Annotated in this window: 6 protein-coding genes and 1 pseudogene; all 7 read left to right on the forward strand. The window is 42.3% G+C overall.

Going from position 1 to position 13,337, the window contains the following annotated elements:
* Positions 1-8 precede the first annotated feature (8 nt).
* Entirely contained in the window at positions 9-1,112 is a 1,104-nt protein-coding gene (locus COJ96_RS13710; protein WP_098574150.1) for a spore germination protein, read from the forward strand.
* Positions 1,096-2,307, forward strand: coding sequence for a Ger(x)C family spore germination protein (locus tag COJ96_RS13715; RefSeq protein ID WP_098574152.1), 1,212 nt, complete (start codon positions 1,096-1,098; stop codon positions 2,305-2,307). Before COJ96_RS13710 ends, COJ96_RS13715 begins: the two co-directional genes overlap by 17 nt.
* Before the next feature lie 60 nt (positions 2,308-2,367).
* On the forward strand, positions 2,368-2,517 hold the full coding sequence (locus COJ96_RS28660) for a hypothetical protein (RefSeq protein ID WP_180230116.1): 150 nt from the start codon (positions 2,368-2,370) through the stop codon (positions 2,515-2,517).
* Positions 2,518-2,787: 270 nt separating this feature from the next.
* Positions 2,788-2,973 (forward strand): hypothetical protein, encoded by a 186-nt coding sequence (locus COJ96_RS28665; RefSeq protein WP_373561696.1) that lies wholly within the window; start codon positions 2,788-2,790, stop codon positions 2,971-2,973.
* 236 nt (positions 2,974-3,209) lie between these two features.
* A pseudogene (locus COJ96_RS13735) lies at positions 3,210-3,362 on the forward strand (nitroreductase family protein); the annotation flags it as partial.
* A 159-nt stretch (positions 3,363-3,521) separates the two neighbouring features.
* Positions 3,522-11,864, forward strand: a complete 8,343-nt coding sequence (locus COJ96_RS13740; RefSeq protein WP_098574158.1) for a glycoside hydrolase family 94 protein — start codon at positions 3,522-3,524, stop codon at positions 11,862-11,864.
* A 279-nt stretch (positions 11,865-12,143) separates the two neighbouring features.
* Entirely contained in the window at positions 12,144-13,160 is a 1,017-nt protein-coding gene (locus COJ96_RS13745; RefSeq protein ID WP_098574160.1) for an SDR family oxidoreductase, read from the forward strand.
* Positions 13,161-13,337: the final 177 nt, after the last annotated feature.

A 13,337-nucleotide genomic window follows, 5' to 3' on the forward strand; every position in this document is an offset into this window, starting at 1 on the left:
AACCCTAGATGATTCTCAGTCCGAAAGACCGAATAACCACTCCGCAAGCAGCTGTTGTTGTCATCAATTTTATCCTCGGAACAGGGATCCTCACTCTGCCCAGGACATCTGTGGATAAGGTAAAAACACCGGATGTTTGGATTACCGTTATTTTAGGTGGTCTAATCGCGATGATGGCAGGGGTGATCATTGTGAAATTGAGCCAACAGTTTCCCGAAAAAACCTTTTATCAATATAGTCGAGAAATCGTAGGGAAATGGGTAGGTGGGCTGCTCAGTCTCATTATTGTTTGTTATTTATTAATAACTTCTGGGTTTCAAGTTCGTTCAATGGTGGAAGTAACAGGCTTTTATTTACTGGAAGGCACCCCTAATTGGGCAACCACCATGTCATTTATTTGGGTAGGTCTCTTTTTGATCATTGGAGGAATCAATCCGATTGCCCGTCTGTTTGAAATTATATTCCCTATTACGGTCATCCTTTTTTTGCTAGTTGCCTTTTTGAGTTTCGGAATATTTGAGCTGGATAACCTCCGTCCAGTATTAGGATTGGGGGTCATACCAGTGTTAAAAGGGGTAAAGACAACGGCTCTCTCGTTTACAGGTTTTGAAATCATGTTTTTCCTTCCGGCATTTATGAAGCATCCGCATAAAGCAGTAAAAGCTGTTGTAGTCGGAATAGCTATACCCTTAGTCTTTTATTTAATAACCGTCATTATGGTAATTGGAGCGTTTTCCGTCGATGGTGTGGTCACAAGAACTTGGCCTTCCCTTGATCTTATAAGAAGTTTTGAAATCCAAGGCCTGTTCTTTGAAAGGTTTGAGTCTATGTTGCTCGTGATATGGATCATGCAAATATTTGCTACATTTACCATCACCTACTATTCTGCTGCTTTGGGGCTGGCTCAACTCTTAAAAAAGAACATTCATCCATTTATGTATGGATTACTTCCTGTTATTTACATTATCTCTATGGTGCCGAAAAATATCAATGACCAATTTAAACTCGGTGATATGCTTGGCAATGTCGCGTTTTACTTATTTGGTTTACTACCGTTGCTACTTCTCATTGTTTCAAGATGGAAGGTGGGAAAGTATGAAGCAAAATCATAACAATGTACTGTCCCTCAAAGGTATGCTCTCTGTTCTATTACTCCTGTTTCTTACGGGATGCTGGAGCAGTAATGAAATTGAAGATCTAGGTTTAAGTGTAGGTTTAGCATTAGATGAAGGAAAAGAGTCAACAATTGAGAATGAGTTAAAGGAAAAAGGAGGGGGATATAACCAAACAGGAAAAATAACCTTAACTTATCAATTCGTTAAACCACAAGGAAAAGGTTCGGAGAGTAAGGGAGGGGAATCGCAACAAAACCCTTACGTGAGTATTTCTGAAACCGGAGATTCCATCCATCAAATGACTCGCGAATTTTCATTGAGAAGTACTCGCCACATGTACAGTCCACACCTTAAAGTGATCGTTATTAGTGAGGATCTTGCACGTAAGTATAGATTGGAACATTTACTTGATCAATTTCTTCGTGATAATGAGATTAGACCAAGCTGTCTTGTGTTCATTAGCAAGGGGCAAGCAAGCGAGACGCTGGAATCAAAGGAATCAGGAGAAATTCCAGCGTTGCGTTTGATTGGAATTTCAGATAATGAAGATCGAACAACAAGGATTTTGCCCACTATGTCACTCGCTAAATTAGAGGGAAAGATGCAATCAGGATCTAGTTTTCTTTTGCAAAATGTAATTTCGACGAACGGAGAAGTTAAATTTTCAGGAGCTGCCGTGATAACAGGAAAGACAAAAAAGCTGATTGGTTTTTTGAATGAAGAGGAACTGGATGGCTTAACGTGGATGACTGGACAGGGAAAAGGCGGTTTGGTGAAAAACTTTGATAAAGAGACAAATCAGCCAATCATTTACGAGGTAAAGTCTATGAAAAGCAAAATCACTCCTCATATTAATGGGAACAACATCTCTTTTGATGTAAAAATCGAGTCAGAAGGGCGTATTTCTGAAAATTGGGTGGTTTCTGAGGAAAATTCCGGAAAAAAATTTTTGAAAAGGGCTGAAAAAGCGGCTGAAGAAGAAGTGAATCAATTGGTAAATAATGTAGGAGAAAAAATGCAAAAGGAGTACCAAGTCGACTTTGCCGGCTTTGGAAATCGATTGAGAATTGAACATCCTAAAGTATGGGAAAAAGTCAAAAAAGATTGGGACCAAACATTTAGTGAAGTTCCAATCGAATACAAAGTGAATTTAACTATTATAGATTCTGGGGCGTCAAGCTTCAAAAAGTGAGATTACTTTATAGTCTTGCTGATACCACCCAGGAAAATCCATTATGAAAGGAATATTTGTATGAGTGATAAATCATGGAGAGTTGATACATACCAAGAAGGAAAGTACAAGATAAGTGTTAGAAAAAATTTGGAAAATGACCGTGTGGATGAAGGAGATTTCCCTGAAAAGGGACTTAAGGAACAAACTAACCCTAAACATAACTCATAAGGAAAGTTTACTTTAATAAATTAAGAAGGGATACCTCGAATTGAGATATCCTTTTTGCAATTGAATAGCAGTGAAATCAAAACATTATTAATGATAACAGATGGCTTTTTTCATCCAAATTATTCAATTGAAGAAACATTTACAAAAATACATACAAACGGTTTACAAATATATTCTATGGAATTAGAACAATATGAGAAAAGGAATAATCTTCGCTCAGATGATAAGACGGGGATCATGATTAAGCTTATATGATGAGGAGAAGTCTACATGAAAGTAGAATCGGGATGGATTAAAGATATTAATTTATCATTTAACCAACCGCTTATTGCTTTAAAAGATGTCATGTACATCATTGTACACCATACAGAAGAAATAGGTTGGGATATTAATAAGATTCATAGTTTTCATCAGGATCAACGTGGTTGGAGTGGGTCACATTCTGGGACATCCTGAATTAAAAGGGGTCACAAAAAGTTGTCCAGGTAAAAACTTTAATATGGGCCTTATAAATTAAACTTAATCAAAATAAACTGCTTCATAGGGATTTTTTAAGTATTTAAAAGCCAGTTCAATTTGTGTTTTTGTATTCCTAGCTGTTGACAGAGGAGGTAGTTCGTTTTCAGCAAAGAACTTCACTTCACTTGTTTCAATTCCTTTAGCTGGCTCTTGCCGCCTGAAGAGTGGCTCACCAAATCGTAAATACGGATGGAGGCCTTATCTCGATGCAACTCATGCTTGTCGCCCGATCAAAAGGTTACGACACTGTTCCGATGGGAGGTTACGATAAAGCGAAGTTCGTAGAAGCTTTCGGAATTTCCGAACAGTTTGTGCCAGTTATGCTCAACGAACGGCTTGGTAAAAGCCTTTATTGATCATGTTGCACAGTTCAAATGCCTTCTCTTGACATTCCCCATGGAACTTTTTTGCATATTTTCCAGCCGGAATGGGCAATTTTTATCAGTATAGTACTTGGTGAAAAATGCCTTTTTGGGGGGAATAATTTGATTTTTAATAAAGAGCAGTTAAGAGAAGAAGCGCATAAAACAGCATTAACCCACGATCCTTACATAAGTCGAAAGAAATCAACACGCTTTATACGGTCAAATGAGTCCGACTTTGAGAAATTGCGTAACTTTGTTAACGACTTAAGAGATAATCGTTCATCCTGTTCACAGCCAGCCGAAGAATGGTTACTAGATAACGCGGAATTTTTGGAAGAGCAGGTGCTTGTAGTAAACCAAGAGTTGACGAAAAATTTTGTTCACTCTTTACCCCACCTCAAAAAAACGGGGGATTCTAGAGTTTATTCGATTTGTACAAACTATCTTCAATTTAACGACGGGCTTTTAGATATGGATTCATATATTTCCTATCTACAGTCTTATCAAGAAGTTTCTGTACTGACAATGGGTGAAGTTTGGGCTGTGCCGCTTATTATGAGGGTGGCTTTGATTCGCCGGTTGGCCGAAATCATGGATACAGTTAAGGAAAGACGCGATGTTTGTGTGTTGGTTGAAAAGTTACTTACCGATATCAAGACCACAGAGATCACCCCTGAAAAACTGAAGCAAGTATTAGAGGAAGCTGGACAAGAAATGCCTCTTTCTGGTCCGATGATTGTCCATTTGGTAAAACATCTGCGCGAGCGAGCGGATTATACGGCAACAGTCGGTGAATGGCTTATTTGCAAATTGGAGAATGGACCAGAGAGCCTGGATCACATATTGTCATATGAATATCAGCTCCAAGCAGCCTTCCAAGTAACAACAGGTAACCTAATCACTAGCTTGCGTAAGCTTTCTCGATGGGATTGGAAGGAAACCTTTGAGCAAATTAGCATGGTGGAGCAATCACTAAGGAAAGAGAGGACTGGCCTTTATGCGCAACTTGATTTCTCTAGTCGTGATACTCTTCGAAAGAGGATCGAGAGCCTTTCGAGACGTTTAAATCTGCCGGAAAATCTTGTGGCAACACAAGCAGTGGAGCTCGCAGATAAATATGGAGAGAAACTATCAAGTGAGGAATCGCAAGAACAGGAAAATAGCGAGGAACGAGCAGATACATATGGAAAGGAACTTAACGAAAAATATAGCAAGGATAAAAATCGTCAATTATTTGTTGCCTATTACTTATTAGATCCCAATGGCATGATGCTATTGAGACAAGCGTTAAAAATGTGTGGTAAACCACGAGCTCTCCCAGAAACAGGTTTAATGCGCCGAGCCACAGGGACCTATTTTAATATGTTAGCAGTATACTTCGCAGTGTTCTTGATTGCCTTTTCAATATGGATAGGTTGGGATGAATTTTTTACACCGCTTCAATGGCTTGCTATTCTAGGAACTCTTTTGTTCCCAGTGACAGAATGGGCGGTTACTTCAGCTCATTGGTTTATTGAACGAGTCAAAAGTCCAGTCCCATTATTGAGATTTGATTTTTCAAAAGGAATTTCCGCTGATGCGAAAACGATTGTCGTGATTCCTGTCATCTGGTCATCGATCACAGAAGTAAAGGAGTTGACAGACCGGCTTGAATTGCATTATTTAGCGAATCGGGATTCCAATCTCCACTTTGCGTTACTTGGCGACTTCCATGATGCGGAGACAGAGTCACTAGAACAGGATGAAGTCATTTTAACAGCGGCTAAAAAAGAAATTGAACGATTGCGAACGACCTATTCCAGCACAAACTTTCATCTCTTTCAGCGAAAGAGGCAATGGAACCCGTCAGAAGGTGTTTGGATGGGATGGGAGAGAAAGCGTGGAAAGCTAGTCGAATTTGTAGAGCTTCTAAAAGGGAGAAAGGATACAAGCTTTGCTTTAATAAAAGCCGAGTTGACTACGCTTCAGGATGTGCGTTATATCATTACGCTCGATTCTGATACGCAGCTTCCACTGGAAAGCGCCCAGCGAATGATTGGTACACTGCATCTACCCTATAATCAACCGATCCTAAATGATACAAAGACAAGAGTAATCGAGGGCTACGGGGTGCTTCAACCAAGACTCAGTATGAGTCATGAGGCGTCATTGAAATCGCGCTTTGCCCGTCTATTTTCAGCGGATCCAGGGTTTGATCCATATGCGTTTGCCGTTTCTGATCCGTATCAAGATGCAATGGGTCAGGGGATTTTCACTGGAAAAGGAATATTTAATGTAGATGCGTTTTATCAAGTGCTATGTGAACGGATTCCGGATAACCGGGTGTTGAGTCATGATTTACTTGAAGGGAGTTTCCTGCGTGCAGGCCTGCTTTCCGATATTGAATTAATTGATCATTATCCAGCGAAGTTTATCGTCTTTCAAAAGCGGCTGCATCGCTGGGTAAGAGGAGATTGGCAGCTATTACTATGGTTGCTGCCAAGAGTGAAGAACCGAAGAGGTGAACTGCTGCCAGTCGATATGTCTGTCCTGACAAAGTGGCAGATCATTGATAATTTACGGCGGAGTCTAATGTCTACGTCACTATTTATTACCACACTATTAGCAGTCACGATCCTTCCGGGATCACCTTTACGCTGGATCGCATTGGTGGCTGCGACATGGTTCTTGCCTGTTCTTCGCCAACTTGTTACCTTTCAGACAAGTTTCATGAATCTGCGTAGTATTTTAAACACGGCGGCTCAAGTCTTGTTAGGGATTGTTACCTTGCCGTTTCAAATAGTCCTTTTGCTTGATGCTATTGTGAGATCGTTGTATCGTTTATGGTTTTCAAAAAAACGGATGCTCGAGTGGGTCTCAACGGATGAAGTGAATCGGAATAGTGAACGGAAGGGGACTCCTTTGCTCCAATCCATGTTAGGAGGTTATGTTCTTTGTCTTTTGTTCTTGGCGGCAACCTTATTTCATGAAAATACAGTGGTGCAGATCATTGGGCTTACATTAACGGTGATGTGGATATGTGCTCCACTTGTCATAAGGTGGCTCGATCAGCCATCTCCAGAGGAACGTTTGGCATTTTCGGAAGAGGAGCTCGAAGAATTAACGAACCTGGCTCAGCAAATATGGTCTTTTTATGAAGATTTTGTTACCGAAAAAGAGAACTGGCTGCCGCCTGACAATGTGCAAATGGAACCGCCGAACGGGGTAGCGCATCGAACCTCTCCTACCAATATAGGGATGTATCTTACCTGCGCATTAGCGGCGAGGGATTTTGCGTTTATTGATACCCCTGGATTAATTTTACGGTTGGAGCGGACATTGGAGACACTTGAGCGGATGGAAAAGTGGGAAGGGCATTTATACAATTGGTATGACACGGAAACACTGAACCCGTTGTCACCGAAGTATATATCAACAGTTGACTCTGGAAATTTAGTGGGCTGTCTGATTACGGTAAAGGAAGGCTTAGCTGAGTGGCTAGACTCTTTTGATAAAAAGGAAACACCGATTTACCACTTTCATAACGATGAAAGACTGAAAACGGCTTTTTCCGAAGAAATCGCACCAGATGTCTCGAGACAACGAAGTGGTAAGAAGGCAAATAGTATATGGCGCGATAGGGGTCATGTGTTGCTTAAACGGATTGAAAAATTGATTGAAGAAACCAATTTCCAGCCACTATTTGATCATAGAGCTAATCTTTTTTCCTTAGGATACCATGCTGATCGAAATACACAGGATGAAGTGCTATATGATTTAATGGCGTCTGAGGCAAGAATTGCTAGCTTTGTCGCGATTGCGCTTGGTCAAGTGTCTGTATCCCATTGGCATGTACTTGGAAGAACGATGACAAAAGTGGGGAAACGGCCCGTCCTCTTGTCCTGGTCTGGAACCATGTTTGAATTTTTAATGCCATGGCTGTTAATGAGGACCTATCGAAATACCTTGTGGGAAAAGACGTATGCTGCAGTTGTGGATCGCCAAATTCAATACGCACACCAGAGAGGAGTGCCATTCGGGATCTCTGAGTCAGGCTATTATGCGTTTGATTACCAAATGAATTACCAATATCGGGCCTTCGGTGTCCCGGGTCTCGGTTTTAAACGAGGACTTGAACAAGATTTAGTTACTGCACCGTATGCAACGATCATGGCTCTGCCATTTGCAAAGGATCAGGCTTTGGATGCTTTGAAAAAAATAGAGAAGTTAAATGGTCGAGGTAAATATGGCTTTTATGAAGCAATGGATTTTACGCAAGAAAGGCTCCCTAATGGGAAGCAGCATCAGGTGATTCAAAGTTTTATGGCCCATCATCAAGGGATGAGTTTCTTAACCTTAGCGAACCTATTGCTGCCAAAAACAATGGTAGAGAGATTCCATCGGAACAAACAAATCCGTTCAGCAGAATTACTTTTACAAGAGCGGATTCCTAAAACGCCGAAGTATATTAAGCATCCAGCCTTGGGACGTGTGCACAAGCCTTATTCCAAAACCGCTCAGGATGTTCCAACTGTAAGAGAGTATATTTCACCTGACACAAAGGTTCCTGAGGTCAGTGTTCTCTCAAATGGTTCGTTCACAACAGTGGTAACGAATACCGGCAGTGGTTTTAGCCAGTACAAAGGTTTATTGCTCTCTAGATGGCGTGAGGATCCGGTAATGGATCCATGGGGGAGCTATGTTTATATAAGGGATATCTCCCAAGATAAAGTATGGTCGCCGTCGTACCAGCCATGCCGAGTGAATTCTCCGGAACAACTCGTAAAATTTGAATTAGATCGTGCTACGTATATGCGGGAGGATGGAGAGGTTAAGACAAATATGGAAATTTGCGTTTCATCGGAATGGAATGCGGAGCTGCGTAGAATAACATTAACCAATAAAGGTGACGAAGCAAAAGTTTTGGAGGTTACTACTTTTGTTGAGCTTGCTTTGTCCAATCCGATCGCAGATGCTGCACATACTGCTTTTAGCAAGCTTTTTATCCGGACGGCTTTCGATGCTGGATCAGGCTGCCTTATTGCTGGCCGAAGACCTCGTGAAGCAAAGGACCAGACACTCTGGTCGGCACATTCACTCATGGTGGAGGGTGATACCCTTGGAACGGTAGAATTTGAAACAGACCGCGCAAGCTTTATTGGCCGAGGCTATCGGCTATCCAATCCCCAAGGAATCCGGTCTCGCCTTCGTGGTAAGGTTGGTTCAGTGGCCGATCCAGCCTTTGTGATGAGACGGCGGATTTGCATTGAACCTGGCAAGGAAATTCGATTAGTGGCCGTCACTTCGGTTAGTGAGACAAAGGAAGATGCCATCGAAATTATCCGTAAGTTTGCTCCTAATCAAGCTGTGGAACGGGCGTTTCAATTATCATGGAACCGAGGACAGATTGAAATTCGTAATCTGCATCTAACGAATCGAGAGGCAACTGATTTTCAAAGGCTGGCAGGTCATATTTTATATACTCCTCCGCTTAAAGAGGGACGTAGTGAAAATATTTCAATTAATAGAAAAGGTCAGTCTGGACTATGGAGTTTTGGGGTATCTGGTGATCGACCGATCGTCCTCGTCCGAATTGAAGACCGAAGCCAAATGCCGTTCGTTGTAAAAATGTTAACAGGCCATGAATACATTAGGAGACTTGGTCTCTTATTCGACCTTGTACTCCTTAACGAATCGGAGGAAGGTTATCAACAATTCTTGCAAGAAGCACTTCAGCAGGCGGCAGAACATGGAGTGGACCGTTTTGGTGCAGGTTTATCTGGAGTATATGTGATTGCCTCTAATCAATTGGCTGCGGAGGACAAAGCATTGTTAATGGCTGTAGCTCGTGTCGAGTTCCGTGCAGGCGGTGCTAGTATAGAAACGCAAATGCGATTGCCTAAGGTTGAAACAGAAAATGAACCGCTTAGGTCTGAAACGAAGAATGGGTTGCCGGACCAACTGAATCCAGTATCTTCTGCAAGAAATAAGTTCGTTTCTTCAGGTCAAGCCATTCAAGCGGAAACGAAAGATTGGTTATTTTTCAACGGGTGGGGTGGTTTTTCCCCCGATGGAAAAGAGTACCGGCTCATGATTAAAAATGGAAACCACTTACCGGCGCCGTGGATTAATGTCCTGTCCAATCCTCGTTTTGGCTGTCTCATTTCCGAGATGGGAACGGGTTATACCTGGTGGCAGAACAGCCGTGAATGCAAGCTAACGCCATGGTCTAATGATCCCGTCCTTGATCCGCCCACGGAAACAGCCTATTTAAGAGATGAGGAAAGTGGTCAGTTCTGGTCAGTTGCACCATCCGCAGATCATTCAAACGAGCCATATAAAATAACACATGGCAAAGGATTTACAAAGTTTGATCACGAAAGAAACGGCATTAAACACGAAATGACGGTATATGTACCATTAGAGGATCCGGTGAAAATCATCAAGTTGAAGCTGCAAAACAAGACTACGGAGCAAAGGCAGATTTCTATTACCTATTATGCCGAATGGGTATTAGGGGTTCAGCGACAGATGAATGCACCATTTATTGTGACGGAATGGGATGAGTCTGCGCGGGTCATGATCGCCAAAAACACATATCAAGAAACCTTCCGTGATGCCACCGCATTTTTGGGGATGTATCCACAGATGGGTGCTGATAAGGGCCCAGACCATTTAAACGATCTTACGTGGACCGCGGACCGTAACGAATTTATAGGACGAAATGGAACTATGGAACATCCAGCGGGAATGGATCGTGTGGGATTGTCATGTCGGACAGGCACGCATTACGAATCTTGTGGTGCGATTCAGGCTAAGCTTACGTTAGACCCGGGGAAAGAACAGGTAATCTACATTTTATTAGGATGCGATGATTCTAAAGAGAGCGTCTTACAGTTAACTGAGAAATACAGCCAACCTTCGGCTTGTGATCAAGCGATGGAGGAGATTACTTCTTTTTGGGACCATCATTTAGGCCAAATTCAAGTGTCAACCCCGTCAAAGGAAACTGATTTTATGTTGAACGGGTGGTTATTATATCAGTCTCTTGCCTGTCGAATATGGGCCAGAACGGCCTTTTATCAAGCGGGAGGAGCATTTGGCTTTCGCGATCAATTGCAGGATTCGCTAGCACTCCTGCATACGATGCCAGAAAAAACAAGAGCACAAATCGTGCTCCACGCCTCCCACCAATATTTAGAGGGGGATGTGCAGCACTGGTGGCATGAAGAAACGGAGCGTGGGATCCGGACGACGTTTTCGGATGATTTATTATGGATGCCGTATGTGGTTTCACGTTACATCGAGCATACTGGTGATCGAACGGTTTTGGACGAAGTCGCACCGTTCCTAGTGAGTGAACAGCTTGCTGAGGGTGAACACGAACGCTATGAACCGACCGTACGTTCTTCTGAAACGGGATCTGTATATGAGCATTGCCTGCGAGCGATCGATCGGGCATTGAGCCGGATTGGTGAGCATGGTTTGCCATTAATCGGTGTAGGAGATTGGAATGATGGCATGAATCAGGTTGGTGTGAAAGGACGAGGCGAAAGCGTATGGCTCGGTTGGTTTATTTGTGACGTGCTGAACCGATTTGCCGAGATTTGCGAATTACGTGGGGATTCTGAACGGGTGGAGTCATTCCAGACAATGCGGCAACAGTTAACAGACTCTCTCAACAATGAGGGCTGGGATGGTCAATGGTACAGACGTGCATTTACCGATGCAGGACAATGGCTCGGCTCCATTCAAAATGAGGAGTGCCGGATTGACGCCATTGCGCAATCATGGTCCGTGATCTCAGGTGCGGCACCAATGGATCGTGCGGTTCAGGCCATGAACTCGTTCGACAGGGAACTTGTCGAGCAGGACCTTGCTATTGTTCGGCTATTGACTCCAGCTTTCGATCAGACTGAACCAAGCCCTGGATATATCCAAGGTTATCCACCAGGAATCAGGGAGAATGGTGCCCAATATACACATGGAGTTATTTGGGGCATCATCGCTTGGTGTCAGCTTGGTAATGGTGATAAGGCAATGGAGATGTTTACAATGCTTAATCCGATGACGCATACTCGTACTGACCAAGAAGTAAGAAGATATACAGGTGAACCCTACGCAATTGCCGCTGATGTGTATACGGCAGAACCGAATCAGGGTCATTCAGGATGGACATGGTATACGGGTGCATCAGGGTGGTTTTATCAGGCCGGTATCGAGTGGATCCTAGGGATTCGACGCCGAGAAACTCGTCTTTATATTGATCCGCGTATTCCAAGTGAGTGGCCGGGATTCTCTGCTACGTACCGGTTTGGGAAGACTCCTTACCACATTAACGTTAAGAATGGGTCTGGTGGCAGTGGAAGCGAGTTGACTGTTGACGGCGTGCAAATTCCGATTCTCGAACAGGAAAAAGCTGCAGGACCATTTGTGGAATTACGAGATGATGGACTCGACCATCATGTGGAATTGAGAATTTAGGAAAAATAAAAACATGGGTAAGCTTCTTTTACTTAATAAAAATAGGGTCTAGGATTATAGAACAGACCAATTAAAGTGAGACATTGAAAAAGAACCACTAATCAAAATATCTAATTATAGGGATAGGGAACACAACCTGCACTAAGGGGGTCAGTGTTCCCGTTTTTTTAATATTTTTAGTTATAATAACTTCAAAAGGAATTTCGAAATCAATATAGAATAATTATTTGTTAACGTTTTAATAGAATGGCTTGCTTGAAAATTAGCGGAGGTGCAAAAATGAAAGCTTTATTTATCGGTGGGACGGGAACGATTAGTTCTGCCATAACGAAGCAATTGGTAACAATGGGATGTGAGCTTTATCTTCTTAATAGGGGGAGTCGGAAGAATCGCTTGCCAGAAGGGGTATACTTACTTAAAGCCGATATTAATGATGAAGACCAAGTTTCCAGACTGATTGAAGATTTAGAGTTTGATGTTGTTGCTGATTTCATTGCGTTTGAACCTGCACAACTTGAAAGAGATTATCGATTATTTAACGGGAAAACGAAACAATTTATCTTTATTAGTTCCGCTTCTGCCTACCAAACTCCTTTGTCCGACTATCGAATTACAGAAGGAACGCCATTATCAAATCCATATTGGCAATATTCGAGAAATAAGATTGCCTGTGAAGAGTATTTGCTGAAGCTTTATCGAGAGGAAAGCTTTCCGATTACGATTGTAAGACCAAGTCACACCTATGACGAACGTTCGATTCCTCTTGGAGTACAAGGAAGCAAAGGTGCCTGGCAGGTAGCCAAACGAATGCTGGAGAATAAACCGGTTATTATTCATGGGGATGGAACATCATTGTGGACGATGACACACAATCGTGATTTTGCTAAGGGCTTTATTGGCTTAATGGGCAATATCCATGCAATCGGTGAGTCTGTTCATATCACTTCCGATGAAAGTCTTACCTGGAATCAAATTTACCAGGCCATCGCGGATGCACTCGGAGTTAAACTGAATGCGATCCATGTGTCATCTGAATTTTTGGATGCATGCAGTAAAGAGGATTACAGGGGGGGATTATTGGGGGATAAGGCCAATTCCGTCGTTTTCGATAATTCTAAACTAAAAAGACTGGTTCCCGATTTTGTTGCTACGACCCGATTTGACCAAGGGATTAAGCAAACGGTCGAATACATATTAGCACATCCTGAACTACAAATACCGGATGAAGATTTTGACAATTGGTGTGATAGGGTTGTTGACGCATTAAATACGGCATTAAAGATGATTAATGAATAGATCCTATAAAAGGATGTTCTTCCAAAAAGAAGAAAACTTTGGAAACGGGTGACAGAAAAAGTGCAGTTGTTCAAGTTCCTATTTTATTGAAATTAATGATTCAATCGGTGCTTAAATTATTGGAGAGATAAACCATTAACGTTGGCAGATCCTAATTTTCGTCACCAATAAAAACAA

Origin of the sequence: Bacillus sp. AFS073361, from assembly GCF_002567005.1 — a bacterium.
GTDB lineage: Bacteria > Bacillota > Bacilli > Bacillales > Cytobacillaceae > Neobacillus.

Bases quoted from the DNA above. Each gene is read 5' to 3' on its own strand.
- COJ96_RS28660 (WP_180230116.1), top strand. From the start codon at position 2,368: ATGAGTGATAAATCATGGAGAGTTGATACATACCAAGAAGGAAAGTAC.
- COJ96_RS13710 (WP_098574150.1), top strand. From the start codon at position 9: ATGATTCTCAGTCCGAAAGACCGAATAACCACTCCGCAAGCAGCTGTT.
- COJ96_RS13745 (WP_098574160.1), top strand. From the start codon at position 12,144: ATGAAAGCTTTATTTATCGGTGGGACGGGAACGATTAGTTCTGCCATA.
- COJ96_RS28665 (WP_373561696.1), top strand. From the start codon at position 2,788: ATGAAAGTAGAATCGGGATGGATTAAAGATATTAATTTATCATTTAAC.
- COJ96_RS13715 (WP_098574152.1), top strand. From the start codon at position 1,096: ATGAAGCAAAATCATAACAATGTACTGTCCCTCAAAGGTATGCTCTCT.